We start from the raw sequence: 26,239 nt of genomic DNA, 5'->3' as shown, positions 1-26,239 counted from the left end.
ACCTGTCAGACCGCATAGCAGATTAACATCTTTTACGGATAGCTGCGCGGCAGCGGCCGGGAGCCGCCGACCGTGGATAGGGAGGAGAAATGACAGTCATGGAATCCAGCAGAACCGAGGCCGACGGCCAGATTTATGCCGAGGAGGACCTCGGCTACAAAAAGGCGCTGAAGCCGCGGCAGATCCAGATGATCGCCATCGGCGGAGCAATCGGCACGGGGTTGTTTCTCGGCGCGGGCGGCCGGCTGGCCGCGGCCGGTCCGGCGCTTGTGCTGGTTTATGCCTTGTGCGGCTTTTTTGCATTTCTCGTTCTCAGGGCACTGGGCGAGCTCATCGTGCACCGCCCGACCTCCGGCTCGTTCGTCTCCTACGCCCGTGAATTCTACGGCGAAAAGCTCGCCTTCGCGGTCGGCTGGCTGTATTGGCTGACCTGGGCGATGACGGCGGTTGCCGACGTCACCGCCGTTGCCCTCTACATGAATTTCTTCAAGGCCTATGTCCCGTGGATCGCCATGATCGATCAGTGGGTCTTTGCGCTGGCGGCGCTGGTCCTCGTTCTCGCCATGAACCTTCTGTCGGTGAAGGTCTTCGGCGAATTGGAGTTCTGGTTCAGTCTCGTCAAGGTTCTCGCCCTGGCCATCTTCCTGGTCGTGGGGATTTACTTCGTCGTCACCGGCACGCCGATCGACGGCCACGTTCCGGGCCTGAATACGATCGTCGATTTCGGCGGCATGTTCCCGAACGGAATCCTGCCGGCGCTGGTCGTGATCCAGGGCGTGGTTTTTGCCTATGCCTCGATCGAACTGATCGGCACTGCCGCAGGCGAAACCGAGAATGCGCGCAAGGTCATGCCCCGGGCGATCCGGACGGTCGTGCTGCGCCTGGTGGTCTTCTATGTCGGCTCGGTTCTGCTGCTGTCGCTGCTGCTGCCCTATACCGCTTACAAGGGCGGTGAGAGCCCGTTCGTCACCTTCTTCGGCAAAATCGGCGTCCAGGGCGCCGACGTCGTGATGAACCTCGTCGTGCTGACCGCGGTCCTTTCGTCGCTCAATGCCGGCCTCTATTCAACCGGCCGCATCCTGCATTCCATGGCGATTTCAGGCTCGGCGCCGGCGGCGCTGGCGAAAATGAACAGATCAGGCGTGCCCTATGGCGGCATCGCGGTGACGGCTGTTGTAACCGCGTTCGGCGTCGTTCTGAATGCCGTCGTTCCGGGGGAGGCTTTCGAGATCGGGCTCAATGTCGCGGCTCTCGGCATCATTGCCGCATGGGGGGTGATTGTCCTGTGCCAGCTCAAGCTGTGGCAACTGTCGCGTCAGGGCAAGCTTGCGCGGCCTGAATTCCGGATGTTCGGCGCGCCTTATACCGGCCTGCTGACGCTCGGGTTCCTGGCGGTCGTCGTGATCCTGATGGCCCTCGATTATCCTGTCGGCACCTATACCGTCGCCTCCCTGGCCCTGATCATTCCGGCGCTGATGGTCGGCTGGCTTCTCATGCGTGAGCGCATCCAGATGATCGCGGCCGAACAGGGCGACGATCGCGGCGGCTTCGATTTGGCCTGAATCGCCGGATGGCAAAGGTGCCCCGGAGCCGAGTTGCCGGGGCGCCGCTTGAATGGAGAGAGAAATGAGTGAGGATTTCGTCGTCACCGATCGTGGCGGGATCGTCGAGAACAGTCACCGCATCCATGCGGCGGTGGTCGATGCTGAAGGCAGGCTGCTTTACGCGCTGGGAAATCCGATGCGGCAGACGCTTGCCCGATCTGCCGCCAAGCCGGCTCAGGCGCTTGCCATCCTGGAGGCGAGCGGTTTCGATCGTTACGGTTTCGAGGATGCGGATCTTGCGCTGATGTGCGCTTCCCACAGCAGCGAAGAGCGGCATATCGCGCGGACGCGGACCATGCTGTCGAAGGTTCAGGCCGAGGAGACCGATCTTCGCTGCGGCGGCCATCCTTCCCTCTCCGAAACGGTGAACCGTTCCTGGATCAAGCAGGACTACACGCCGACGGCGGTTTGCAGCAACTGTTCGGGAAAGCATGTCGGGATGATCGCTGGCGCCCGGGCGATCGGCGCGGGCGTGGAAGGGTATCACCTGCCGGATCATCCGATGCAGGCACTCGTGAAGCGCACGGTTGCCGAACTCTGCGATCTGGACGCGCAGAAGGTGGAATGGGGGGTCGACGGATGCAATCTTCCGACGCCCGCCTTTCCGCTGGATCGACTGGCGCGCATCTATGCCAAGCTTGCTTCGGCGGCGGATCGGCACGACGGGGGCGAGGACTTGTCGACGCAAGGCGCAGCGCTGGCTCGCATTTTCCGGGCGATGGCGCGCTACCCGGAAATGGTCGCGGGCGAGGGGCGCTACTGCACGGTGCTCATGCGCGCATTCGACGGCGCGCTGATCGGCAAGCTCGGTGCCGATGCCAGCTACGCGATCGGCGTGCGGGCGTCGGACGATACCAGGCGATTGGGAGCGGATGGGGCACTCGGCATCTCGGTCAAGATCGAGGATGGCAACCTCGAAATCCTCTACGCCGCGGTGACGGAACTCCTCGATCAGCTTGGCATCGGTTCGCCGGAACTGCGCAACCCGCTTGCGACGTTCCATCATCCCAGCCGCATGAACACGACGGGTGTCGCGACAGGCGGTGTGTCGTTTCCGTTCAAGCTGCGCGAACCGAAACCGGACGGACACGATTCTCGTCTTGCGACTTGACCCGATGACACTCCGGATGCGGCAATCCTGCCGCATCTCCATCCATCATCTTCTCCGGCCTGCCGCCGCAGTTCAGGTCCGCAGCGCCGCTTCTCGAAAGTCCAGCCATGACTATCTCCGATATTGCGAAAATCCGCGTCGAGCATGATCTGATCGGCGACCGCGACGTGCCGGCCTCGGCCTATTACGGCGTGCACACGCTGCGTGCGGTCGAAAATTTTCCCATCACCGGTCAGACCCTGCGGGAATCGGCGGACCTGATTGCGTCGCTCGCTGCGATCAAGCAGGCGGCGGCGCAGGCCAATGCAAGCCTCGGCCTTCTGGATCGGGCAAGAGCCGATGCCATCATTGCCGCCTGTGTCGAGATCCGCGACGGTGCGCTGCACGACCACTTCGTCGTTGATCTGATTCAGGGCGGCGCCGGCACCTCGACCAACATGAACGCCAACGAGGTGATTGCGAACAGGGCGCTTGAAATCCTGGGATATGGGCGCGGCGATTATCAGCACCTGCATCCGAACGAGCATGTCAATCTCTCGCAATCCACCAACGACGTTTATCCGACGGCGCTGAAGCTCGCCGCATGGATCGGCGTTCACCGTCTCGTCGACGCCATGGCGGTTCTGCGCCGGTCGTTCGAGGCCAAGGCGATCGAGTTTGCCGACGTCCTCAAGATGGGCCGGACCCAGTTGCAGGACGCCGTGCCGATGACGCTGGGGCAGGAATTCGGCACCTATGCGCTGATGCTCGCGGAGGACGAAGCGCGCCTCTTGGAAGCCGTCTCGCTGATCCGCGAGATCAACCTGGGCGCCACGGCGATCGGCACCGGCATCACGGCCCATCCCCAATATGCCGCGCTGGTGCGCGAGCGCCTGTCGGAAATCGTCGGCGTCGATCTGGTGACGTCGCCGGACCTGGTGGAGGCGACGCAGGATTGCGGATCCTTCGTGCAGCTTTCGGGCGTCCTCAAGCGCGTCGCGGTCAAGCTGTCCAAAACCTGCAACGACCTGCGGCTTCTGTCTTCGGGGCCGCGCGCCGGACTGAACGAGATCAACCTGCCTGCGCGCCAGGCCGGTTCGTCGATCATGCCGGGCAAGGTCAACCCGGTGATCCCGGAAGTCGTCAACCAGGTCGCCTTCGAGGTAATCGGCAATGACGTGACGATCACGATGGCGGCCGAGGCGGGCCAGCTTCAGCTGAACGCCTTCGAGCCGGTGATCTTCTACAGCCTCTATCGCAGCCTGAGCCACCTGACCAATGCCTGCCTGACGCTCGAGGCGAATTGCATTCAAGGCATCACCGCCAACCGCGAGCGGCTGCGGCAGACCGTCGAGCAATCGATCGGCATCGTGACGGCGTTGAACCCCTATATCGGCTATCGCAACGCCACGGAGGTTGCGCTGGAAGCGCATCATTCGGGACGGGGAGTCTATGAAATCCTTCTCGAACGCGGCCTGATGCAGAAGGAGCATCTCGATGCGATCCTGCGTCCGGAAACGCTGACACGGCCGAGCGAAAAGCTTTCCTTCTCGTAAGGCATGCGGCCCACTTTGTCCGCGGGCTTCCTGCGAAGGGGCCGCCATCTGCTCTATAAGGATGTCAACCGGCACATGAAGCTGTGATCACTTCATGTGCCGGGCAACGCTCATGTGCGCGCGATCACGCCGCCTTTGCCTGCGGCTTGGCAGCCTTGACATGAGTGATGCTGCGGCGACCGTCGATGCTCACGGGCACGTCGCCGTTGACGGTTGCGCGACGCACCACCCGGTGCTGGTCGCCATAGTCGTTGACGGCATAGTGCTGGGTGGCACGATTGTCCCAGATCGCGACATCCCCGGCTTTCCAGCGCCAGCGCACCGTATTTTCCGGGGCGGTGACATAGGACTGGAACAGCTCGTAGAGCTTGGAAGAGTCGCTCTTCGACAGCCCGACCAGGCGCTGGACGAAATTGCCGAGCAGCAGCGATCTTTCGCCGGTTTCCGGGTGGACGCGCACGACAGGATGCTCGGTCTCGTAGACCGTCGAGGTGAAGACTTCCTCGAAATGCTTCTTCTCTTCGGCCGTGGCGCGCGGGCGCACGGCGGCGTAGTCATAGGCGTTGCTGTGAATGGCCCACAGATTATCCGCCAGCAATTTGAGCGACGCCGGCAGACTTTCGTATGCGGCATGGGTGTTGGACCAGATCGTATCGCCGCCGGCCGCCGGAATGACGACGCCGCGCAGGACGGAGAATTTGGGGTAGGCGTCGACGAAAGTGACGTCGGTGTGCCACTGGTCCGCTCGGCCGCCGCCGCGGCTGGAATCGAGGTTGAGGATGGAAGCCGTTCCCGCCGCCGGGCCCTGGGTCGGATGCGGTACAAGGTCGCCCAGGCGGCGCGCGAAGGCTTCCTGTTCCAAATCGTCGAGATGCCCCTGATCGCGGAAGAAGATGACCTTGTGTTTCAGCAGAAGCTGGTTGATGGCGGCCACCTGCGCGTCCGAAAGTTCTCCGCCGAGACGGACCCCTCTGATTTCGGCGCCGACGCGGCCGGTCAGCGGCACGACATCGGACTCGGGAATGATCTGATTGACGAGAACTGGATTGCTCATGGAAATCTCCTGTTGATATCGCCGAAATCGACAGGGTCATGAAACAAAATAATCTATAAAATCTATAGAGAAATATTTCTAATTTTGCCGGTTTTCCTGAAACAGCCGCCTTCGATATCTCAGCCGGCCGATGTTTCCCTCACCGGGAGCGGGGTCTGGCGGTCGCTGTCATTTTTTCCTATCTTCCCGAGAACCTCTATCTTCGGATCGAATTCCGGTTGCAGGCAGCGCTGGAGCGCCGGGCAGTTTGACCGGCAGGGCAGCCGAAGAAAGGATCACGCTTGCGCCCGTGCAGCGGCGCCCGAGAAAGGAACTTTCGATGACAACAGTCAAACTCCTGTCGGACCAGGAGGCGGCCGCCACTCCGGCCGTTCAAGCCGTGTTCGACGACATCCGGGCGACGCGCAAGACCGATTTCATCAACAATTTCTGGCGTGCCCTGGCGAACGATCCGGCCAACCTCAAGCGGGTATGGGAAACGCTGAAAGCGGTCATGACGGTCGAAGGTGCGATCGATCCGTTGACGCGTGAGATGATCTACATCGCGGTATCGACGGCCAATGCCTGCCAATATTGCATTCAATCCCACACCGCAGTCGCCCGGGCCCGCGGGATGACGGATGCCCAACATGGCGAACTTTTGACGATCATCGGCCTTGCCGCGCAGACAAACCATCTTGCCCTGGCCATGCAGGTTCCGTCCGATCCGGAATTTGAGGTGCGATAGGAAAGACGGAGTCCGGGCTCAAAGACAGGCGCCGTCATCACGTCATGCGGGCGGGAGCGGCCGGCAGGACAGCTCGGCCGTTGAGCCGGGGAACACCCGATAGGGTTAGCGCAGTGCGTATTGTAGAATATGCCAATCTACGCATAATTCCTGCGGCCGGCGCTGCCGGGCAAAATCGGTTGAGAGCTCGGGGGATCCGATGGAAACAATTGCTGCGGACGCCCACACCGGTGTCGTGTCACCCGAACTCGTGGTCGATGCACTCTTTGCATGCCGCAAGACCGCGGCGATGAGGGCGGCCATCGAACTTGATCTCTTTACGCATATCGGCGAGGGCAAACCGGCAGAATTGCTGGCGTCGGCAACAAACGCCTCGGAGCGTGGGGTGCGCATCCTGTGCGACTATCTCGTGGTCCATGGTTTCCTGACAAAGGAGAGCGGCCAGTACCGAATGACGCCTTCGACCAGAATGTTCCTCGATCGCAATTCGCCGGCCTATATGGGCTCTGCCGTCGAGTTCGTCGCCGCACCTGAAATCCTGGATAACTTTCTGCGCGATCCGGCCGCCGCCGTGCGAAACGGCGGTTCGGCCGGCCTTGCGAACATGTCCGCAGACAACCCCGTCTGGTTGAAGTTTGCGCGCGGCATGGGCTCCTTTACCGGTCTCAGCGCCAAAATACTGGCCGGCGAAATTTCCGGCTGGCGGAGGCCTGCCAAAAAGGTTTTGGACATCGCGGCAGGTCCCGGCATGTTCGGGATCGAAATTGCGAAGGCCTTTCCATCGGCGGAGATCGTCGCCGTCGACTGGGCCGCCGTGTTGGAACTGTCGAGACAGAATGCGGAAAAGGCCGGCGTCGCCGACCGTTACCGGACGATCGCCGGCAGTGCCTTCGATGTGGATTGGGGTACGGGTTATGACCTCGTTCTGCTTCCGAATTTTCTGCACCACTTCGATTTGCCGACATGTGCTGAACTGTTGCGAAAGATCATCGCCAGCCTTGCAGCGGAAGGCCGGATCGTCGCGGTCGATTTCGTGCCGAACGAAGATGGCGTGTCGCCGCCTTTTCCCGCGGCCTTCTCCTGGGAGATGCTGGCGAGCACGCCGGCGGGCCAGGCTTATACGCAAAGTGAGCTGACGGCGATGGCAAGACTGGCCGGCCTTGCCGGCGTCACGGTCAAACCGATGCCACCAACGCCGGCAAGCATCATTCTCTTTGAATAGCCGCGCCGCTGCGCGGGAAGACCCTGAGGACGCAAGAACAGGCGCGGCGGACAATTTCGCAGCTGATCCCGCCCAACCTTTACTCGCGATCTTGCCGGATTGGATAGCACGAAACCGGTCGCGACGCTCGCTATGAGAGAAATACTCTCCAATTAAAAAAACTTTTAATTGTAAAAGTGGCGTAATGTATCTTATGGAACTTGCATCCCATGACCCGCTTTGAGTCCTCATCTCTAACGTCGGTACCGGTTCCGACATTCGATCGATCTCCGGTCGTCTCGAACCTACTTCCCATCCAGCCACTCCTGCAGCTCCGCCTCGGCCCGCTCCAGCGCGCTGTAGTTCAGCAGCTTGCGCAGGAAAGCGACGGTGACTGCGCGGGCGCGGAGATTGAAGCGGCCGTCCTCGTGGTCGTCGCCGGCGCTCTGGTAGACGTCGAGCTTGTCGTAGAGCTGCTGCAGGCGGTTCTGCACGCTACGCAGCGACAGGCCCCGGCGTTTGGCGATGGCCCGGTCGGTGAGGCCGAGGGCGATATCGACGAGTATCTCGTATTCGGAATCGGTAAAGCCGTTCGTCTGGCCGAGGCTCTTCTGCTGCAGGCCCCGCACCTCGCGGTCGATGACGCACTGGCTCTCGATGAAGATCGAGCGCAGCGCAAGCTTCAGCCGCTCGTCGGAGGCGGATTTCAGCACATAGCCGTAGGCGGCGCCATCCGGGACGATGCGCGAGACGCCGCGCACATAGGCCTCGTCGGAATAATTCGACCAGAACAGGATGCGGGTCTCCGGCCGCTCCTTCCAGATGGTGCGCGCCGCCTCGATGCCGTTGCGGTTCGCCATCTGCAGGTCCATGACGATATGCGCCGATTTGTGGTCGCGGGCGAGCTTCTCGCCGGCCGTCCCGTTCTCGGCCTCGATCACCGTGTCGCATTCCGGCAGGGCGGCGTTGACAGCCTCGTGCAGATAGGAGCGGTGCAGCGGGTCGTCCTCGACGATCAGAACCTTCATTGCGCCCTTCTCCTCAGTTCGGCTCGTTCGCCGGGTCGTGCGGGCTAAGCGGTAGCACGACGCGCACGACGGTGCCGCGATTGTTGTGGCCTGGCCCGGCCGCAAAACGCGCCGAAATCAGCCGCGCCCGGGTCTTCATATTGTCGATGCCGCCGCCGATCCGCCCCCTGGCCTTGGCGAGCCCGCTGCCGTCGTCGGAGATTTCGATCGACAGCCGCTCGTCGTCGGCCTCGAGCCGCACCGTGACGGCGAGCGGCGCGGCATGGCGCACGGCATTGTTGATCGCCTCCTGGGCGATCCGAAACAGCGCGACGCTGACGGTCGGCTCCAGCCGGTCCAGCGCGCCGTGCGTCTCATCGACGAGGCCCCATTCGATCGCCGATCCGGTGTCGCGGGTCGAGCGGTCGAGATGATGCTCGATCGCCTGGGAAAGGCCGAAGAGCTGAAGCACGGAGGGTTTGGCCTGCTCGATGATCTGCCGCAGATCCTGCATGCAATGCTGCAGCGAACGGGAGACCGGCTCCAGCGCCTCGGGCGCCACCTCGCCGTTGCGCAACAGCCGATCGATCCGGCGGGCGAGCCGCGTCAGGTCGGCGAGCGTCTGGTCGTGCAGGTCCATGCCGATGCGCTGGCGTTCCTGCTCCAGCGCTTCGGTCAGCTTCAGCGCGCCTTGCCGCAGCCCCTCCTCGCGGGCGCGGGCCTCGGCCTCGACGATCGCCGAGCGCTGCGCCTGCTCGGCCGCCTGCAGCGCGAAGAAATAGGGCGTCAGCAGGTCGGCGATGATGCGGGCGCGTTCGATATCCTCCATCGTATAGACGCCGGCCGTTTGTGACGAGCAGGAAAGCGCGGCGATGATCGTGCCCTGCACTTTCATCGGCACATGCAGGCGGCTCTTCAGCGACTGTTCGACGATCGGCCGTTTGAACGCACCCTCGAAGTGGAAGCGCGGGTCGGTCATGGCGTCGTCGGCCAGCAGAAAATCCACCTCCCCCCAGAGCAGCGAGCGGATCGGGCTGTTGACGACAGGCGCGCCGGCAATCTCGCCCCAGGCAGTCTCGATGCCCGTTTCGTAGGCCGTATGGTAATTGCCGCCCTCCAGCAGCACGCAGACATCGAGATGGTCGTGCGGGATGATATGGGCGACTTCGGCTGCGACGGAGCGGATGGCCGAACGGAAGTCGAGCTGGCCCGCGAGCAGCCGGGAAATACCGAGATAGTGGTCGAACATGGCTGCCGGTGCAGGCTGCAGCATGATAGTTCCTCCCCGAGACGGCAACAGGCTCCTCAACCCGCCGCGGTCCCTTCGCAGTAAGCGCCCGCGGAAGCGCCGCGTCTTGCATAAACCCGCAGCTTGTTGCGCAAAACCCGCAAACGACGTGCTGCCTTGCCCCTGTACAGGCCGGTCGATCTCCCGCATCCTGCCCTTACTGAGAGGAGGAAGCTCAGTGCAAGAACAATTTTCACTCGAGCCCTGTTGGGCCGGCAGGGTGAAGCGATCCGCCGACCGGCGATCATCAGGGAGGAAGACATGACAATCCGCAAGATGCTTCTGGCATCGGCCGCCATTGCTTGCGCCGCGATGCCCGTTTCCGCCTTTGCCGATACGTCGGCCAAGAAAATCGCTCTTTCCAACAACTATGCCGGCAATTCGTGGCGCCAGGCCATGCTGACGAGCTGGGGCAAGGTGACCGGCGAAGCCGTGAAATCAGGCGTCGTTGCCGCAGCCGACCCTTTCACCACCGCCGAAAACCAGGCGACGGAACAGGCGGCGCAGATCCAGAACATGATCCTGCAGGGCTATGACGCGATCGTGCTGAACGCCGCCTCGCCGACGGCGCTGAACGGCGCGGTCAAGGAAGCCTGCGACGCCGGCATCACCGTCGTTTCCTTCGACGGCATCGTCACCGAACCCTGCGCCTGGCGCATCGCCGTCAACTTCAAGGAAATGGGCCGCAGCGAGGTGGAATACCTCTCGAAGAAACTGCCGGCCGGCGGCAACCTGCTCGAGATCCGCGGCCTTGCCGGCGTCTTCGTCGACGACGAGATTTCGGCCGGCATCCACGACGGCGTCAAGCAGTTCCCGCAGTTCAAGGTCGTCGGCTCGGTTCACGGCGATTGGGCGCAGGACGTGGCGCAGAAGGCGGTGGCCGGCATCCTGCCGAGCCTGCCCGACATCGTCGGCGTGGTGACGCAGGGCGGCGACGGTTACGGCGCCGCGCAGGCGATTGCCGCGACCGACCGGAAGATGCCGACCATCATCATGGGCAACCGTGAAGACGAGCTGAAGTGGTGGAAGGAGCAGAAGGACGCCAAGGGCTACGAGACCATGTCGGTGTCGATCGCGCCGGGCGTCTCCACCCTCGCCTTCTGGGTCGCCCAGCAGATCCTCGACGGCAAGCAGGTGAAGAAGGACCTCGTCGTGCCTTTCCTGCGCATCGACCAGGACAATCTGGAAACCAACCTCGCCAATACCCAGGCCGGCGGCGTCGCCAACGTGGAATACACGCAGGCTGACGCTATCAAGGTGATCGAGCAGGCAAAGTAATCTCCCGGCGACTGCCGCGCGGCCGCAAATGGCCGTGCGGCATTCTTTGCGAGCAGGCATGGCGGGCAGCATGGATGAGGTTTTGCAGGCGGTGATTGCCGTCGATGGCGCCAAGGTGAGCTTCGGCGCGGTCAGAGCGCTCGACGGCGTCACGCTCCGCGTCATGCCGGGCGAATGCGTCGGGCTGGTGGGCCACAATGGCGCCGGCAAATCCACCATCGTCAGCGTCATCAACGGCGGCCTCACGCCGCATGAGGGAAGTGTGGCGAGTGACGGCGAGCGGCTGGAGCGCTACGGCATCAACGCGGCGCGTGCCCGCGGCGTGCGCTGCGTCTTCCAGGAGCTGTCGCTCTGCCCCAATCTCTCGATCGTCGAGAATACACGCATCATGCATCGCCATCTCGGCGGCTTCGGCTGGCGCAGGCGCGCCGCCGACATCATCGAGAAGAGCCTCGATACCGTTTTTCCCGGCCATGGCATCGACAGCGGCCGGGCGGTCGGCGATCTCTCGATCGCCGAGCGGCAGATGGTCGAGATATCGATGGCTTTTTCCGACGCCGGCACCCCGCCGCGGCTGGTCATCCTCGACGAACCCACCTCGTCGCTCGATGCCAGCCTTGCCCGCCAGATGCTCGACCATGTCCGCCGCTTCACCGCCGTGGGCGGCGCCGTCATCTTCATCTCGCATATCCTGCACGAGATCCTCGAAACCGCCGACCGCATCATCGTCATGAAGGACGGCCGCGTCGTCGCCGAGCGCCTGGCGCAGGACTTCGACCATCACGGCCTCGTCGAAGCGATGGGCACTGTTGCCAAGGAAGAGACCGCGCAGCGTTCGGCGCGCGAACTGTCCACCGCGCCGCTCATTCTGTCGCATCAGGCGAAAGGCCTGCCCTTTGCGGCCCGCAAGGGCGAGATCATCGGACTGGCGGGGCTGGCCGGCCACGGGCAGACCGAGTTGCTGCTGGCGCTCCATGCCGCCCAGTCCGGCAACTGGCTGCCGGAGCGCGATCCGCTCGTCACCTTCGTCGCCGGCGACCGCCGCCTCAACGGCGTCTTCGAACTCTGGAGCATCCTGCGCAACTTCTCCATCGCCTCGCTCGGTGACCTGTCCCGGCGCGGCCTGATCCTCGCAAACGAGGAGGAGACGAAAGGCGCCGACTGGAGGCGGCGGATCGAGATCCGCACGCCCGATATGGCCAACCGCATCCTGTCGCTTTCCGGCGGCAACCAGCAGAAGGTGCTCTTTGCCCGTGCCCTTGCGACGCGTGCGCCCGTCGTGCTGATGGACGATCCGATGCGCGGTGTCGATGTCGGCACCAAGCAGGAGGTTTACGCGATCATCCGCGAGGAGGCCGCGCACGGCCGCACCTTCATCTGGTACTCGACCGAAATGGATGAGGTGCGCCTCTGCGACCGCGTCTATGTCTTCCGCGAAGGCCGCATCACCGCCGAGCTCGCCGGTGACGCCGTCAACGAGACGAATATCATCGCCGCCTCCTTCGAAGGGGTCGCCGCATGACGGTCCGGCTGTCGTCCGACGCCCTGCGTCTCGCCATTCCCGCTTTGTCGCTGACGCTGCTGCTTGCCGCCGTCTTCTGGCTGCAGCCGCGCGCCATGAGTTATGTCGGCCTCAACCTTCTGTTCAATCTGGCCGTGCCGATCGCGCTGGCGACGATCGCCCAGATGCTTGTCATGGCGGTCAACGATCTCGATCTGTCGATGGGCACCTTCGTCAGCTTCGTCGCCTGCGTCACCGCCACCTTTCTGCGAGATGCCCCTATGACCGGCATGCTGATCCTGGCCGGTGCGATCGCCACCTACGCGGCGCTCGGCGTCGTCATCCATCTGCGCAACCTGCCCTCCATCGTCGTTACCCTCGGCATGAGCTTCGTCTGGGGCGGGCTCGCCGTGCTGCTGCTGCCGGCACCCGGCGGCCAGGCGCCGGACTGGGTGCGCTGGCTGATGACCGTCAAGCCGCCGCTGGCGCCGATGGCGATCGTCGCCAGCATCGTCATCGCCGCGGTCGCCCATCTTCTCGTCATGCGCTCCTCGCTCGGCGTGCTGATCCGCGGCATCGGTGGCAACCAGCGCTCGGTCGAACGCGCCGGCTGGTCGATCGTCGGGGCGCGGGCCACTGCCTATGGACTTGCCGGCTTCTTCGCGGTGCTCGCCGGCATCGCCCTCGTCGGTCTGACCACCTCGGCCGACGCCAATATCGCGCTGCGCTACACGCTGTTGTCGATCGCCGGGGTGATCCTCGGCGGTGGCGAATTCATCGGCGGCCGCGTCTCCCCCGTCGGCGCGGTCATCGGCGCGCTGACGCTGACGCTCGCCGGCTCGTTCCTGTCCTTCCTGCGGATCTCGCCGGACTGGCAGATCGGGGCGCAGGGGGCGATCCTGATCATCGTGCTGGCACTGCGCCTGATGCTGAACCGCCTGGAAAAGCGGGAGAAACGCCGATGACCCTGCTGCTTCGCCTTTTCGGCAGACCCTGGATCTGGTCTTGGCTTGCCGCCTTCATCGTCTGGTTCCTGACGATCATGGTGACGCTCGGGGCGAGCACGCTCGGCCTGTCGCAGGCCGCCCTGACGTTTGCCGCCTTCTCGGTGGTCGTCGGCATCGGCCAGATGTTCGTCATCACCCTCGGCCCCGGCAATATCGATCTCTCGGTTCCCGCCACGATGACGCTTGCCGGCACGGTGGCGCTGAAGCTGATGAATGTTGAAAACGGTCTGATCCTGCCCGGCCTTCTCGTCGCCATCGTCATCGGTCTCGTCGTCGGCCTCGGCAATTATGCGCTCATCAAGGCGCTGCGCATTCCGCCGATCATCGCGACGCTGTCGATGAGCTTCATCGTGCAGTCCGCCGCGATCTGGACGAACCGGGGCTTGCGCATCAAGCCTCCGAGCGTGCTGGCGGAATTCACCACTGCGAATACGCTCGGCGTGCCGAATGTGGCGATCGTGGCACTCCTCATCTCGCTTCTCGCCTGGTTCCTGCTGGAAAAGACGATCTACGGGCGCTGGATCTCGGCGATCGGCCAGAGCATGCCGGCCGCGCGCATGGCCGGTATCCCGGTCGATGGCACGCGTTTCGTCACCTATCTCTTCTGCGCCGTGCTCGCATCGGTCGCGGGTTATCTGCTCGCCTGCTTCTCCGGCGGTGCCGCACTCAACATGGGCTCGGAATATCTGCTGACCTCGATCGCCGTCGTCGTGATCGGCGGCACGGCGGTCGCCGGCGGCGATTCCAACGTGCCGGGCATCTGGGGCGCGTCGCTCTTCATGTTTCTTGTTGTTTCCATGCTCAACACCTATGGGGTCGGCGCCGGCATCCGGCTGATCATGACCGGCCTCATCATCATCAGCGTCATCATGCTCGCCGGCGGCCGCCGGGCCGGTATGCGATAATTGGGAAGACCGCCATGGCCGAGGCCAGCATCTACGAAATCCACGACCCGCGCTTCCGGCAGTTGATCGTCACCAGCGCCGGCCTCGACGAACTCTATTCCGGCTGCCGCTGGGCGGAGGGCCCCGTCTGGTTCAACGATGCGAACCAGCTCTTGTGGAGCGACATTCCCAACCAGCGCATGCTGCGATGGACGCCCGAGGGCGGCGTCTCCGTCTACCGGCAACCCTCCAACTTCACAAACGGCCACACGCGCGACCGGCAGGGCCGGCTGATCTCCTGCGAACATGGCGCGCGCCGCGTCACCCGCACCGAGGTCGACGGCTCGATCACCGTGCTCGCCGACCGTTTCGAACGCGCCAGGCTCAATTCGCCGAACGACGTGGTGGTGAAATCGGACGGCACGATCTGGTTCACCGATCCCACCTACGGCATCATGTCGGACTATGAAGGCTATCGCGCCGTGCCGGAGCAGCCGACCCGCAACGTCTACCGGCTCGACCCGGCAACCGGCGCTCTCGCGGCCGTCGTCAAGGATTTCACCCAGCCGAACGGCCTCGCCTTCTCCCCCGACGAGACCATTCTCTACGTCGCGGATTCGGCCGCCAGCCACGATGAAAGCCTGCCGCGCCACATCCGCGCTTTCGACGTGATCGACGGCGAAAGGCTCGCCAACGGCCGCGTCTTCTGCCTGATCGACAGCGGCATTCCTGACGGCATCCGCACCGACGTGAACGGAAACCTCTGGTCGAGTGCGGCCGATGGCGTGCATTGCTTCGAGCCGACAGGCAAGCTGATCGGCAAGATCCGCGTGCCGCAAACCGTCGCCAACCTCACCTTCGGCGGACCCAGACGCAACCGGCTGTTCATTGCGGCGACGCGGTCGGTTTATGCGGTGTACCTTGCGGTGAATGGGGCTCAGCTGCCGTGACATGCAGCGTGATGATGCGGCCGGTGTGGCCCCATACTGCTTGCTCTTCCATGCTGACAGGCCACGAGTTCACGTCTTGTTTGCATGCGGCATCGGCAACTTGGACAGACTTTCGGGAAGCCCCAGGAACTCGGCGATATTTTCAATGGTCTCGGCCGTGGTCATGTCAATTTCAAGCAACTGATGTGGCCGGCCGCGAAAGAACCGTCTGATCAACTCGTTCCTGGTCAGATAGGCCCGAATATACGTGTCTTTATCGAAGAGGTTTTCCCATTCTATCGCATCCTCGCCGATGTCGAATGATGAATGAAACTTGTAGTCAGGCGTCCGCATCAGGAAGGCGTAGGCATGCGCTTCCTCACAGTACCCCCTGAAAATATACTCATCTTGCTGAATATGTTCCTTGGTTATCCGGCTGGGGTCGGCGAGGCCGAAACGCTTGGCCGTAAACCGCATTTGAGAGCGAAACCAGTCTTCCGGATCTCGGACCGTCAGGATGAAACGCGAGTTGGGAAAGAGCGCGTCGAGGGCGATGAAAACTTCGCTTTCGGCAAACGGACTGTCCTGAAAAGCATCGGCATTTTGCACATAGGCAATGAGCTTACTATAATCTCCCCGGCGCGCCGAGTAGCTTGTCAACTCGCCCTCAACCTGATTTCCGACTTTCAGGCCGCAGAGAGTAAAAACGTCGGCCAGAGTCGTCGTCCCGGTCTTGTGACCGCCGATCCCGAATACCTTGTTGAAATTCCGTCGGGATGCAAGGGCGCTTCGAGCTTCAGCAATGTGCCTCGCCAATAAGTTGTTCAAAAAATATCTCCTGTGCAATCGCTCCGCTAAGGGCGGGCGTCGAGCAATGCCTCGATCTGGATGGCGAGCTGATAGGGATCGGAATCCACCGTGCGAAGACAGAGTTCCGGATTCTCCGGCGGCTCATAGGGGGAGCTGATTCCGGTGAAGTGTTTGATCTCGCCGGCCATCGCGCGCTTATAGAGTCCCTTCGGATCGCGCTTGGCGCATTCCTCTATCGGCGTGTCGATGAATATTTCGAAGAACTCGCCTTTTTCCATCATCTCGCGGGCAAGCTGCCGCTCTGCACGGAAGGGCGAAATGAAGGAGACGAGCACGATGAGGCCCGCATCGGCCATCAGCTTGGCCACTTCCGCAACGCGGCGGATGTTTTCGATGCGATCCTCATTGGTGAAGCCGAGGTCGCGGTTGAGGCCGTGGCGAATATTGTCGCCATCCAGCACATAAGTGGAGCGCCCTTTGCCGTTGAGCAGCTTCTCGACACTATTGGCAATGGTCGACTTGCCGGATCCTGAAAGTCCGGTGAGCCAAACGACCGCCGGTCGCTGATTCAGCAGAGCGGCACGCGACTTGCGACTAACCTCAAGCGCCTGCCAACGAATATTTTCTGTTCGATACAGCGGAAGATCGATCATAGCGGCGCCGACAGTCAGGTTGGCCATCCGGTCGCTCAGAGTGCAATTGCTGGCGATGCGTCTGCCATGATCGCGTTCACGCTGCAGCCGCCATGGATCTGGTGTTCAAGACGAAATGAGACGGACGAGCAACGATACGATGCGGCGGCGGATATTGACGTGCTTGTGATCACGGGCGCTCCTATATGACGGATAAGGGAGGTGTGAACGCATTACGGAACCTGTAGGTACCATAAATAAGATGCTAGCCATTTGCAATAGCGATCTTTGGCGGGGCGAAGCGCTTCTGCGGAGAACCGGAGACGATTTCCGTTCCAATCTGGAGTTGCCGCCACTTGCGCCACAGGCCGCCAGCCAGGCATTGCGAGCGGCCGCCTCCCCTGCCTGATCGACTGCGGGGTGCCTTGTCAGTGCTTGGCGGCCCGATCGCCGCGATCTCCCTCGCCCGGCTTTGCTTTGGTCTTTGCCGTTTGGCGACGATCGGCTGACAGAGAGCGGCCGACATCGTCGCTTTCCTTGAATTGTCCCTTTTCATTGCGTCGGGTGTAGCGTTTGTCGGTGCCGGTATCGATGAGTTCGCGCTTTGCCATGTGATTCATTCCTATGTGGTTGCCGTTTGGTTAGAACGCGCGACGCCGCAAAAAGATGCATGGAATCAACGGCATCTCACGGCTGGCGATACAAGCGGTGCATGGGTCCCATGCCATTGAATTTTGATTCTTTTCGACGCGGAACAATCCGCCGGCCGATCGGGTTGACTCGCACCGGTTGCGTCACGTCCAATATCTGGACACACTGCATATTCGATCGAGGCCGAAACCGGTCCGGGAAGGGTGAACATCGATCATGACGCGCTCGCGCCGCCCCTCATTGCCATTCCTCAACGAGTCCAATGCGACGCTGCAGTCTCGTCCGATCCGCAAGCGCGATCCTGACCAGCCGAGCCTGCCGTTCGACCCGATGCCGTCGAGGATCGAGCCATGCCTGGCGCTGCTGAAGCCCGCGGTACCGCTAGGATCGGACTGGCTTTATGAGGTGAAGTGGGATGGCTACCGGCTGGCGATCCACATCGAGCCGAAGGGCGTTCGTGTCATCACCCGCGGCGGCCATGACTGGACCGACCGCTTTCCCACCATCGCCGCGGCAGCAAAAGAACTGGGTGTCGCCACCGCCATACTGGACGGGGAAGCGGTGGTTTTGGACGATCACGGCCGATCGGATTTCGGCGCGCTGCAACGTTCGCTCGGCGGCCGAGGCGGCAAGCGGGCTTCGACCGAGTCCATGTTCTACGTCTTCGACCTTCTGTATCTCGACGGGCATGACCTCACAGGCACAGAGCTCGCCGTGCGCCGGCACCTTCTGGAAGACCTGATCCCAGCCGGCGATGGGACGATCCGCTTCTCCGAAGAGCTGGAACTGCCGGCCGAAGAGCTGCTCGCGCATGCCTGCCATCATCGGCTGGAAGGCATTATCGCCAAGCATCGCGACCGGCCCTACAGCAGCGGCCGCACGGGCGATTGGCTGAAGATCAAGTGCGTCGAGAGCCAGAGCTTCATGATCGTCGGCTACGAACAATCGGCATCCGCCCGCGGCGGCATCGGCAGTCTGCTGCTCGCCGGCAAAAAGGGCTTCGACTGGATTTACGTCGGGTCGGTTGGAACCGGCTTCAATGCCAGGGATGCCGAGCAGCTGAAAAAGACACTCGACCGGCTGAAGACGAGCCGGCCGGTCGTTCCCCTGAAGGGCAAGCGCTTCGTCTTCGTGCAGCCGACCCTCATCGCCGAGATCGAGTTCCGCGGCTGGACCGATGACGGCAGCCTTCGTCACGCCTCCTACAAGGGGCTGCGTGAAGTTCAGGACAATGCGGCCGTGTTCGATATGGCCGGCTTCGGCAGTTGAGGGATCACGATCGTCAGTGATCCCCCTGGAAAATCTCAAATTTGGAGAACTGTGTCAGTCAACGACGGTTATACGGGCGGTGATCTCCCAAACGCCGGCTTCCGACTCGCTCGACTCGCGCAACCTTACTTGATCGGATCCCGTGAACTTGGCGCCGGCCGTATAGTAGACCACAGCTCCATCGACCCTGCGGCCATTGCATTTGAAGCGGGGATTGCTTCGCTCAAAATTCGGAAACACCTTTTCACGGACGATCTCAATCTTTCCATGTTTGCCGCCGTCCAGAATCTTTAGACGCGGCACGGCAGCCACGCTGCAGTCGGGATTCACAAATGACGATTGATAAATGATGGTTCGACTGCCGGAGACGGTTGTACCGGACGTATTCACCTTCTTGATTTCCTGCGCTTGGGCATGTCCCACGGCAATGAGAAGGAGGGCCGAACCAAAAAGCCCGTATCGGATGTTCATGGAAATTCTCACCAGTATTGAAATGGGTTCCGGGGCGGCCGGTATCACAAGATCACGATACCGGCCGCCGACGCAGTATGACTATTCGACAACCGTAATATTCAGCACCCCTTCGGTGACAATGCCGTTTTTATCGGATGTGCGAATTACAATTCTGTCCTTGCCGACAAAGCCCTTGTCAGACGTATAGTACCCTACCGTGGTAGGTACCTTTGTACCATTGCACTTCTTATATTCGCCCTTGCCATGGGGAAAGGCGAGTTCGCGCAGGCTCTCCACCTTGCCATGTTGCGGGGCCTCGCGGATGCGGACCTCGGGTACAACTTTCGCGCTACAGTCAGGGTTGAGGCTGAAGGCGACGCCAATCTTGGTGCGCTCGCCGCTCGCCACGCTAATATTCCTTTGGTAATGCTCCAAGCCATCCGGACCGATCGTCGTGCAACCAGCCAATGCTGTTGCACCGACACACATCGCGGCAAGCGGCAGAATAAATGCTTTCTTCATTGGAACCTCTTTGTCATTGTTGATTTCGTGTTTTGGCGCCACGGAAGATTTCATGACGATACTTCCTGCGGCGACGGACAAGCGTTTAGACCGACGCCGCTCCAGCGTTCGAAACGATAGCTGTCCTTATATGGATCGCGCGCAGTGCTGCAGAAAAGCAAAAGCCCAGCGGCAAAGAATGGTGCCCGGTTAAATTGAAAGGTCTTAAAACCAGCATCTCACGGCCCGCTGAAATTAATGATGCCTAAACTTATGTTTAAGCTCTTACTCAGTTCTTGGCTGAGAACAAAGGGCGGATTGGAAATATCTACAAGAACGTGCAATTTTCGGTTCCGTTTGTGCTGCTCCGCGCCGGGAAACACGAACGAGCTGTCGCCCAACTAGCTGAAATGGTGTAATTCAGTAGAATTGAATGCTCGAAATATCGAAATCGTTGGAAGTACTTGCTCGATATCCGCATCCAACATCTTTAAACCTGTAGGCGCAATCCTTACGTCCTCCATCGTCATGTCTATCAAGGCGACACCGATGTAAGAGCATTCACGACCACGCCGCCCCTCATGGGCGACCAGGGACGCGCGGTCATTTTTTCCGGACAATGAGCAGCCTAAACGTTCGACACACTCTGAGTGCGTCGAGCCAACAGGCGCGCCATCTCCCCGTTTTATCAACCAATAGCAACCGGGCGACCATCGGGTGGATGAACCCGTGCGCCCATACGAGAGAAAAGATGGAAAACCTGCAATATCTTGGTCCGATGGGATGGAGGGCGATCGTCATCGCATTTCCGTTCATCGTGGTGGTCATGCTGGTCCGGTGGAGCGGCGTGATCCGCTATATCCCGAACGACAGGCTCGGCATTCTCGAAAAGCTCTGGAGTTTTCGCGGCTCCGTCGACAATGGCTTCATCGCGCTCTATGGCGAGGCCGGCTTCCAGCCGGAAGTCGTGCGCGGCGGCCTGCATTTCTTCATGCCGTTCCAGTATTCGATGCATCGCGCCAATCTCGTCACCATTCCACAGGGTCAGATCGGCTATGTCTTCGCCCGTGACGGCGAGCCGCTGCCGCCGACCCAGACACTGGCCTCGAATATCGATGCCGATGATTTTCAGGATGTGCGCAGCTTTCTCACCAAGGGCGGCCAGAAGGGTCCGCAACGCAAGATCCTGCGCGAAGGCACCTATGCCATCAATCTCGCCCAGTTCATCGTGCTGACCGCGCAATCGACCTATGCCGTCAACCTGAACGCGTCGGAACAGAAACTGTTTGCCGACATGTCGACTTTGATCAGCGAGCGCAACGGTTTCGAGCCCGTCGTCATCCATGATGCCGAGGACCTGATCGGCATCGTCACCATCCATGACGGTCCGGCGCTGCCGGACGGCGATCATCGCGCCGACGGTTGCCAACAACCCGAAGGACCCGAACTTCCACAATAATTTCCAGGATCCGGAGAAGTTTCTCAATGCCGGCGGTTATCGCGGCCGGCAATTGCAGGTGCTTGCCGACGGCAGTTATTTCCTCAACCGCATCTTTGCCACCGTCGAGCTTGTGGAGAAGACCATCATCGAGGTCGGCACGGTGGGCGTCGTCGTCTCCTATACCGGCCGGCGAAGCGCGGATATTTCAGGCCAGTCCTATCGCCATGGCGAGCTGGTCGAGACGGGGGCACGCGGTGTCTGGTCGACGCCGCTTCTGCCGGGCAAATATGCCTTCAACACCTATGCCGGCAATATCATCATCGTGCCCACAACCAACTTCGTGCTCAAATGGACGAAGGAACAGTTCGGCGAACACAGGCTGGACGAAAATCTTTCCGAAGTGTCGCTGATCACCAAGGATGCATTCGAACCCGTGCTGCCGCTCTCGGTCGTCGTGCATATCGACTATATGAAGGCGCCGCTGGTGGTGCAGCGCTTCGGCGATATCAAACGGCTGGTCGAACAGACGCTCGATCCGATGGTCTCGGCCTATTTCAAGAATATCGCCCAGACCAAGACGTTGATCCAACTGCTGCAGGAACGCAGCGAAATCCAGCGCAAATCCGGCGACGAAATGCGCGAGAAATTCGGCTCCTACAGCCTCGAGCTGCAGGAGGTGCTGATCGGTACGCCCCGCGCCAGCAACGGCCAGAACAGCATAGAGCAGATCCTGATCCAGCTGCGCGAGCGTCAGATCGCCGTCGAAAAGGTCGAGACCTATAAATTGCAGGAGGCGGCTGCGATCCAGGAGCGCACATTGCGCGAGAAGGAAGCGCTCGCCGAACAGCAGGCCAAGATCACGACATCGGCACTCACCATCGAGATCAGCGAGAACGAAGGCAAGGCGCAGCTCGCCCGCACCCGCCAGCAGGCAGAGACCATCCAGGTCACCGCCAAGGCCGAAGCGGAAAAGGTTCGGCTTGCAGGCCTTGGCGAGGCCGACCGGATCAAGGCGATCGCCCTTGCCGACGCGGAACGTATCAAGGCGACCGGCCTTGCCGATGCCCAGAAGGTGCGCGCCGTCGGTCTGGCGGAAGCGGAAGCCACGGAGAAGAAGGTCGCAGCCTTTGGCGGTCCGGACTACCAGCTGCATTCGCAGGTTCTGATGCGGTTTGCCGAGGCAATCGAGAACGGCAGGCTGCCGCTCGTGCCGCAGATCCAGCTCGGCGGTGCCGGCGGCGAGAAGGGCGGTGCAAACGGCCTGGTGGAAATGATGTTGTCGATGCTGGTCGCCGACCGGCTGGGACGACAGGATTCCCCTGATGTGGTGCCGGCGCCGGCCGAATAGCATCGATTACAGATGGGCCGGTTGTGCCGGCCCATCTATGCATCCTGCTTTAATGAACCATTCCGCGTGGTTTCGCCCGGTTGGCGAACTGGTGGACGAGCATTATGCCCTGCTCGAGCAGCAGTTCGGCCGCCCGCAGATCGTGCGGGCCAAGCGCCCCGGACAGTCCGCGGATCGTGTTGGCGATGCAGACGGAGTTGGCGACGAAGCGGGCATCGCCCTCCCCTTCGGCCTCCTCGGCGGTGGCTTCCAGGGCATCGGCGACGGTGTCGAGCAGGCTTGAGCGTTCAACAAGCGTCATGTCGTTCAGGGTTTTCGAAATGCCGTTCATGATTGTCTCCTCGCGCGTGTCCAAGGCGGGCCGCAGCGCCGATTTCTCGATTAGAGAGGGGTGGCTGTGACTGTCAGATGGAGATGGATGTCTGCAGAAGCAAAGCATGGCTGCCGCGCGCTTCACGCATATGTGCAGCAAGACGGGCGGCTCAATTACTATTTCGCGTCGATCCTTGCTGATGCCTCGAGAGGTCGGCAAGCATCGGCCGCTGTCCTTTCAGACCTATAGCGCGAGGAGCGAATCTGAAAGATTGGGACGCTTTCGCTTGTCAGCAATTCCGAAGATTGTCATCAGTGCCGCCCAACTGGCTCAGTGTATTCCGGCGGCCAATTTTTGACCCCGCAGTCGCGGATACTTCCATCGAGAATTGACCCGTGTTTGAAACCTGCCCGATCATTTGCACGTGAATAAAGCATCCAGAAACGTGCATTTAACTCGGTTTCCGCATCAGGCCTACTTGCAAATAAAAATATTTTCGACTTTAAAATGCGGAAATTTCAGAACGTCGTGATTTCATCTGGGGGATTCATGCGTAAATTTCGATCTGGTGTTGCAGCTTCTGCTGCAGCGGTTCTTGCTGCGTTGTTTTTTGGGCCGGACTTAAATCAATCCTTTGTCGGGACTGCGCTTGCCGCCGATGCCGGGAAAACCAGCGCGGGCGGCCTTGGCAACGGAAGTTCGGGGCTTGGCGGTGCAGCCGAGAATGTTCCCTCGACATCCGATGCTGGCGCCGATCCTGCGGCGACTTCCCCTCAGCCCGATAAGGCAGTCGACCGGACTGCTCTCGGCAAGGCTGGTGTGGCGCCGGCTGACGATACCGCCGAGGATGCGACCAAAAGCGACGTGTCGACCCCCAGCGTAAAACCGAAAGCTGCAGCATCGACCTCTACCACGGCGGCGGCGGCCGCAGCAGCACCGGTCGATCCGGATGCGCCGCCTGTCGGCACATCGGCGCGTGCGACGACGCCGATACCGGAAGTTTCCGGCTCCGGCACGTTCAACGACGAAATCGGCATCGAAATCCCGGCCTTTCATGGCATTCAGCCGGAAATCGCGCTTCAGTATGCCTCGTCGCGCAAGACAAAGATCGGTGGGCTCTATCAGGGCTGGTTGGGTTATGGTTGGGGGCTCAAAGGCTTCGATGTGATCGAGCGCGCCAGCATTGGAAATGGTCTGCCGGCATTCAATTCGACTGATATTTACCTGTTGAACGGCGAGGAGCTCGTCCCCTGCGCGACAAACACTGTTTCGCCGTCGTGCGCGACCGGCGGCACCCATGCTACCGAGGTTGAAAGCAACCGCCGCATCGCCTTCAATTCCTCCGCCGGCGAATGGATTATTACAAATCCCGACGGCGTCACACTGACATTCCGGTCGGTTGGCGCGATTGCCAACGTAAATCCGGCTCCGGGGCCGCTTTATGATCTGTATCGCAGTTCGCGTTGGCTGCTGAGCTCGGTTGCCGATCCGAATGGAAACACCGTCAGTTACACGTATACATGTGCCGATCTGCCGGTCTGTTATCCCGACACGGTTTCCTATGGCAATGCTGCAGTAAAGTTTCGATATGAAGCGCGGCCCGACCAAATCATCATGGCCAACGGCTATGGGTTTTCTTACACGAAGAATAAACTCAAATCGCTTGCGGTGGAAGTGAACGGTCTAGTGCAGGCCGCCTATAAGTTTTCTTACAATCAAGCCCCTTTTTCTAATAGGACCCGGCTGACGCAGGTGAAGCGCTTCGGCAGCGGCTCTGTTATTACTTCCGACGGCGGGGTGTCCGGACAGGACTACAAGTCAATCCGGACGATGGTCTATGATGACTTGAATTATACTTATGATGAAGCGCAAGGATTGTTTTCTCCTCCCTCTCTGTACGCTGGAGATGTGGAAACCGCCGGCACGGGAGACATGAATCTCGACGCCAGGGATGAGTTGTACATAAATCGAACAACAAGAAGGGAGTCTAAGGATAGCTTCGGAAACCTTATTGTTAGTCATACTTGGGGAATGACGCTATATCACTTCGGTGAAGATGGGCGTGCGGTCTATACCGACAATGTCTCTCGGAAAGATCTCGGTGACGCGGTCCATATGGTCGCCTATCCTGGCAGATATTTTGCCGGAAGTGCTTTTGATATACCTTATAGCTCGATCACCCACAATTCAAACGGTTACCAGACGCTAAATGGCGTGGTCGCCACGTTTTGGGATCAATCGGTATCCGGTTCAGATTGCAGCTTGTCCGGCCACGCGGCAATTTGCGCGGCACTTCCTTCCGCCTCCAATGCGTCGGTCGACCCATTTTCTCAGACCCAGTCATTTAAAGCCGATACTGACGGGAACGGTGTTGATCAGCTTTTCAAATTCACTACTGCGTCCTTGGGCGGGAGCAGCGCATACATCCTGGGTGCAGCCGACCTGCTCGGCAACGGCCGGCAGGGCGTCGTCACCGGCGGTGCGTCCTCAACCACGAAGGTTTTCCGATACACCGGCAGTTGGGTGACGGTTGTGGAGGCTTCGATCGATTGCCGCGACCGAAAGTGCGCTCTCGCCGACGTGAACGGCGACGGCGCTACCGACCTCGTACAGAACACGTCCTTCTCGAACGGGAAGTACAGCGGTCTATCGATCTGGCTATGGACAGGCCGCGGTTATTCTTCATTTCTCTCGAACGCGCCATTTTCGGGCTCGCCCTTGCTGCGTGACTTCGACAATGACGGTATGACTGACATTCTGGTTGCGGTGGGTGCTACCGAGGCCAGTCCCTATAAGACGACCAATGCTTACGGAGTCTGGTTCGAGCCGGCAGCCACCCGATTGGTCCAGTCTCCATTTGCTGCTGCCGGCTCCAATATTTCCGGCGATTTCAACGGGGACGGTCTGCCGGATTTCATGAGGTCCCGCACCAGCCTACTTCTCTCCAATCCCGGAGCCGGCAATCCCAACCTTCTGCGCCGCATGACGCTCGAAACCGGAGCGACTGTTTCCGTCGATTATAAGCCGTCGTCCCGGGTAACAAACACTTTCATGCCAGTGATTAATGTTGTGAGCAGGATATCTGTCAACGATGGCAAAGGAAACATAAATAACACAGATTACAAATTTTCATCGGCAACATACAACGCCACGCTACGTAGGTTTTATACATACCGTTATTTGGAAAAGACCTTGCCGATCGCCTCTGGGGAGACGACCCCTGCCAAGGTTATAACTTACTACCGAACGGATGTTGCAAGCTACGGTCTGCCAGAAACTACGACGATCCAGAACGGGGCGAATACGGCATCCAAAACGGTCAGCGAAACCTATACTGTCAACACGACATCGAAGCCTTATTCATTCAAGAATACTGCGACGACAACGAAGCTGACGGAGGGGGGCACGACGGCGTATCTGCGGACGGAGCGGAGTTTCGACGCCTACGGCAACGTGACCGAACTCAAGAATCGCGGCCGCACGGTGGACGCCGCCGGCACCGAGAATGTGAACACCACCGGCGACGAGAAGACGACGACGGTCACCTATGCGCCGAACACGTCGGCTTACATCGTCTCGCTGCCCACCTCCAAGACGGTCCGTCTCGGCCCGGATGCCGCATCACCGGTCGGCAGCAAGGAGGAATATCTCTATGACGACGCCACGGCCGTTGCGACGCCGCCGGTCAAGGGCAA

At 60.8% G+C, this 26,239-nt stretch carries 21 protein-coding genes and 2 pseudogenes; 14 read left to right on the top strand and 9 right to left on the bottom strand.

What is annotated here, in order from left to right; translation table 11 throughout:
- Window positions 1-89: 89 nt before the first annotated feature.
- From CO666_RS07420 to aspA, 3 genes are all read left to right on the top strand, one after another.
- On the top strand, window positions 90-1,562 hold the full coding sequence (locus tag CO666_RS07420) for an amino acid permease (RefSeq protein ID WP_179869632.1): 1,473 nt from the start codon (window positions 90-92) through the stop codon (window positions 1,560-1,562).
- 64 nt (window positions 1,563-1,626) lie between these two features.
- Window positions 1,627-2,715, top strand: a complete 1,089-nt coding sequence (locus tag CO666_RS07415) for an asparaginase (protein ID WP_097611438.1) — start codon at window positions 1,627-1,629, stop codon at window positions 2,713-2,715.
- Between the two features lie 107 nt (window positions 2,716-2,822).
- Window positions 2,823-4,250, top strand: a complete 1,428-nt coding sequence (gene aspA, locus CO666_RS07410; RefSeq protein WP_097611437.1) for an aspartate ammonia-lyase — start codon at window positions 2,823-2,825, stop codon at window positions 4,248-4,250.
- Between the two features lie 124 nt (window positions 4,251-4,374).
- Here aspA and CO666_RS07405 read toward each other — a convergent pair whose 3' ends face one another.
- Window positions 4,375-5,304 carry a TauD/TfdA dioxygenase family protein gene (locus tag CO666_RS07405; protein ID WP_097611436.1) on the bottom strand — a complete coding sequence of 310 codons (930 nt, stop codon included), beginning with the start codon at window positions 5,302-5,304 and terminating at the stop codon, window positions 4,375-4,377.
- Window positions 5,305-5,623: 319 nt separating this feature from the next.
- On the opposite strand from CO666_RS07405, the gene CO666_RS07400 reads away from it, so the two are divergent.
- Complete coding sequence (locus CO666_RS07400) at window positions 5,624-6,031, top strand: carboxymuconolactone decarboxylase family protein (protein ID WP_097611797.1); 408 nt, start codon at window positions 5,624-5,626, stop codon at window positions 6,029-6,031.
- A 199-nt stretch (window positions 6,032-6,230) separates the two neighbouring features.
- Window positions 6,231-7,253 (top strand): class I SAM-dependent methyltransferase, encoded by a 1,023-nt coding sequence (locus CO666_RS07395; protein ID WP_097611435.1) that lies wholly within the window; start codon window positions 6,231-6,233, stop codon window positions 7,251-7,253.
- 284 nt (window positions 7,254-7,537) lie between these two features.
- On the opposite strand, the gene CO666_RS07390 is transcribed toward CO666_RS07395, so the two are convergent.
- Both CO666_RS07390 and CO666_RS07385 read right to left on the bottom strand, forming a co-directional pair.
- Window positions 7,538-8,260, bottom strand: coding sequence for a response regulator transcription factor (locus CO666_RS07390; RefSeq protein ID WP_049735793.1), 723 nt, complete (start codon window positions 8,258-8,260; stop codon window positions 7,538-7,540).
- Window positions 8,261-8,273: 13 nt separating this feature from the next.
- Window positions 8,274-9,677 (bottom strand): GAF domain-containing sensor histidine kinase, encoded by a 1,404-nt coding sequence (locus CO666_RS07385; RefSeq protein ID WP_425352402.1) that lies wholly within the window; start codon window positions 9,675-9,677, stop codon window positions 8,274-8,276.
- A gap of 111 nt (window positions 9,678-9,788) precedes the next feature.
- On the opposite strand from CO666_RS07385, the gene CO666_RS07380 reads away from it, so the two are divergent.
- The 5 genes from CO666_RS07380 to CO666_RS07360 all read left to right on the top strand — a co-directional run bounded on the left by CO666_RS07380 (window position 9,789) and on the right by CO666_RS07360 (window position 15,147).
- A complete protein-coding gene (locus CO666_RS07380; protein ID WP_097611796.1) occupies window positions 9,789-10,805 on the top strand; it encodes an ABC transporter substrate-binding protein in 1,017 nt (338 codons plus the stop codon).
- A 70-nt stretch (window positions 10,806-10,875) separates the two neighbouring features.
- Window positions 10,876-12,327: a sugar ABC transporter ATP-binding protein gene (locus CO666_RS07375; protein WP_097611795.1), complete on the top strand. Its 1,452-nt coding sequence runs from the start codon at window positions 10,876-10,878 to the stop codon at window positions 12,325-12,327.
- Window positions 12,324-13,271: an ABC transporter permease gene (locus CO666_RS07370; RefSeq protein ID WP_097611433.1), complete on the top strand. Its 948-nt coding sequence runs from the start codon at window positions 12,324-12,326 to the stop codon at window positions 13,269-13,271. Before CO666_RS07375 ends, CO666_RS07370 begins: the two co-directional genes overlap by 4 nt.
- Window positions 13,268-14,218 carry an ABC transporter permease gene (locus tag CO666_RS07365; RefSeq protein WP_097611432.1) on the top strand — a complete coding sequence of 317 codons (951 nt, stop codon included), beginning with the start codon at window positions 13,268-13,270 and terminating at the stop codon, window positions 14,216-14,218. The genes CO666_RS07370 and CO666_RS07365 overlap by 4 nt, the downstream gene beginning before the upstream one ends.
- Before the next feature lie 14 nt (window positions 14,219-14,232).
- A complete protein-coding gene (locus tag CO666_RS07360; protein ID WP_097611431.1) occupies window positions 14,233-15,147 on the top strand; it encodes an SMP-30/gluconolactonase/LRE family protein in 915 nt (304 codons plus the stop codon).
- A 69-nt stretch (window positions 15,148-15,216) separates the two neighbouring features.
- On the opposite strand, the gene CO666_RS07355 is transcribed toward CO666_RS07360, so the two are convergent.
- The 3 genes and pseudogenes from CO666_RS07355 to CO666_RS07345 all read right to left on the bottom strand — a co-directional run bounded on the left by CO666_RS07355 (window position 15,217) and on the right by CO666_RS07345 (window position 17,179).
- Window positions 15,217-15,954, bottom strand: a complete 738-nt coding sequence (locus CO666_RS07355) for a sulfotransferase (protein ID WP_097611430.1) — start codon at window positions 15,952-15,954, stop codon at window positions 15,217-15,219.
- 26 nt (window positions 15,955-15,980) lie between these two features.
- Window positions 15,981-16,649 (bottom strand): annotated as a pseudogene (gene cysC, locus CO666_RS07350) (adenylyl-sulfate kinase); the annotation flags it as partial.
- A 347-nt stretch (window positions 16,650-16,996) separates the two neighbouring features.
- The gene (locus CO666_RS07345; protein ID WP_097611794.1) at window positions 16,997-17,179 is read right to left on the bottom strand and encodes a hypothetical protein; all 183 of its coding nucleotides are present in this window, start codon (window positions 17,177-17,179) and stop codon (window positions 16,997-16,999) included.
- Between the two features lie 256 nt (window positions 17,180-17,435).
- Between CO666_RS07345 and ligD the strand changes: the two genes are divergently transcribed.
- Window positions 17,436-18,488 carry a non-homologous end-joining DNA ligase gene (gene ligD / locus CO666_RS07340; RefSeq protein WP_097611428.1) on the top strand — a complete coding sequence of 351 codons (1,053 nt, stop codon included), beginning with the start codon at window positions 17,436-17,438 and terminating at the stop codon, window positions 18,486-18,488.
- A gap of 54 nt (window positions 18,489-18,542) precedes the next feature.
- Here the strand turns inward: ligD and CO666_RS07335 are convergent, their stop codons facing one another.
- Window positions 18,543-18,959 carry a hypothetical protein gene (locus CO666_RS07335; RefSeq protein ID WP_097611427.1) on the bottom strand — a complete coding sequence of 139 codons (417 nt, stop codon included), beginning with the start codon at window positions 18,957-18,959 and terminating at the stop codon, window positions 18,543-18,545.
- Window positions 18,960-19,040: 81 nt separating this feature from the next.
- The gene (locus tag CO666_RS07330; protein ID WP_245436751.1) at window positions 19,041-19,517 is read right to left on the bottom strand and encodes a hypothetical protein; all 477 of its coding nucleotides are present in this window, start codon (window positions 19,515-19,517) and stop codon (window positions 19,041-19,043) included.
- A gap of 676 nt (window positions 19,518-20,193) precedes the next feature.
- Here CO666_RS07330 and CO666_RS07325 point away from each other — a divergent pair.
- A pseudogene (locus CO666_RS07325) lies at window positions 20,194-22,231 on the top strand (SPFH domain-containing protein).
- Window positions 22,232-22,280: 49 nt separating this feature from the next.
- On the opposite strand, the gene CO666_RS07320 reads toward CO666_RS07325, so the two are convergent.
- Complete coding sequence (locus CO666_RS07320; RefSeq protein ID WP_097611792.1) at window positions 22,281-22,562, bottom strand: hypothetical protein; 282 nt, start codon at window positions 22,560-22,562, stop codon at window positions 22,281-22,283.
- Between the two features lie 106 nt (window positions 22,563-22,668).
- Here CO666_RS07320 and CO666_RS33555 point away from each other — a divergent pair, with 106 nt between their 5' ends.
- On the top strand, window positions 22,669-22,902 hold the full coding sequence (locus CO666_RS33555) for a hypothetical protein (RefSeq protein WP_143540258.1): 234 nt from the start codon (window positions 22,669-22,671) through the stop codon (window positions 22,900-22,902).
- A gap of 191 nt (window positions 22,903-23,093) precedes the next feature.
- A partial coding sequence (locus CO666_RS07315; protein ID WP_179869631.1) for a toxin TcdB middle/N-terminal domain-containing protein occupies window positions 23,094-26,239 on the top strand: 3,146 nt, incomplete at its 3' end.

Source organism: Rhizobium chutanense (assembly GCF_002531935.1).
GTDB lineage: Bacteria > Pseudomonadota > Alphaproteobacteria > Rhizobiales > Rhizobiaceae > Rhizobium > Rhizobium chutanense.
This window is presented reverse-complemented; position numbering and strand designations above follow the sequence as displayed.

Excerpts from the sequence above, each read along its gene's own strand:
- CO666_RS07335 (WP_097611427.1), bottom strand. The coding sequence starts at position 18,959 with ATGAACATCCGATACGGGCTTTTTGGTTCGGCCCTCCTTCTCATTGCC.
- CO666_RS07390 (WP_049735793.1), bottom strand. The coding sequence starts at position 8,260 with ATGAAGGTTCTGATCGTCGAGGACGACCCGCTGCACCGCTCCTATCTG.
- CO666_RS07320 (WP_097611792.1), bottom strand. The coding sequence starts at position 22,562 with ATGAACGGCATTTCGAAAACCCTGAACGACATGACGCTTGTTGAACGC.
- CO666_RS07345 (WP_097611794.1), bottom strand. The coding sequence starts at position 17,179 with ATGGCAAAGCGCGAACTCATCGATACCGGCACCGACAAACGCTACACC.
- CO666_RS07370 (WP_097611433.1), top strand. The coding sequence starts at position 12,324 with ATGACGGTCCGGCTGTCGTCCGACGCCCTGCGTCTCGCCATTCCCGCT.
- CO666_RS07385 (WP_425352402.1), bottom strand. The coding sequence starts at position 9,677 with ATGCGGGAGATCGACCGGCCTGTACAGGGGCAAGGCAGCACGTCGTTT.
- CO666_RS07395 (WP_097611435.1), top strand. The coding sequence starts at position 6,231 with ATGGAAACAATTGCTGCGGACGCCCACACCGGTGTCGTGTCACCCGAA.
- aspA (WP_097611437.1), top strand. The coding sequence starts at position 2,823 with ATGACTATCTCCGATATTGCGAAAATCCGCGTCGAGCATGATCTGATC.
- CO666_RS07400 (WP_097611797.1), top strand. The coding sequence starts at position 5,624 with ATGACAACAGTCAAACTCCTGTCGGACCAGGAGGCGGCCGCCACTCCG.
- CO666_RS07380 (WP_097611796.1), top strand. The coding sequence starts at position 9,789 with ATGACAATCCGCAAGATGCTTCTGGCATCGGCCGCCATTGCTTGCGCC.
- CO666_RS07360 (WP_097611431.1), top strand. The coding sequence starts at position 14,233 with ATGGCCGAGGCCAGCATCTACGAAATCCACGACCCGCGCTTCCGGCAG.
- CO666_RS07415 (WP_097611438.1), top strand. The coding sequence starts at position 1,627 with ATGAGTGAGGATTTCGTCGTCACCGATCGTGGCGGGATCGTCGAGAAC.
- CO666_RS07405 (WP_097611436.1), bottom strand. The coding sequence starts at position 5,304 with ATGAGCAATCCAGTTCTCGTCAATCAGATCATTCCCGAGTCCGATGTC.
- CO666_RS33555 (WP_143540258.1), top strand. The coding sequence starts at position 22,669 with ATGGCTGCCGCGCGCTTCACGCATATGTGCAGCAAGACGGGCGGCTCA.
- CO666_RS07330 (WP_245436751.1), bottom strand. The coding sequence starts at position 19,517 with ATGAAATCTTCCGTGGCGCCAAAACACGAAATCAACAATGACAAAGAG.
- CO666_RS07420 (WP_179869632.1), top strand. The coding sequence starts at position 90 with ATGACAGTCATGGAATCCAGCAGAACCGAGGCCGACGGCCAGATTTAT.
- CO666_RS07375 (WP_097611795.1), top strand. The coding sequence starts at position 10,876 with ATGGATGAGGTTTTGCAGGCGGTGATTGCCGTCGATGGCGCCAAGGTG.
- CO666_RS07365 (WP_097611432.1), top strand. The coding sequence starts at position 13,268 with ATGACCCTGCTGCTTCGCCTTTTCGGCAGACCCTGGATCTGGTCTTGG.
- ligD (WP_097611428.1), top strand. The coding sequence starts at position 17,436 with ATGACGCGCTCGCGCCGCCCCTCATTGCCATTCCTCAACGAGTCCAAT.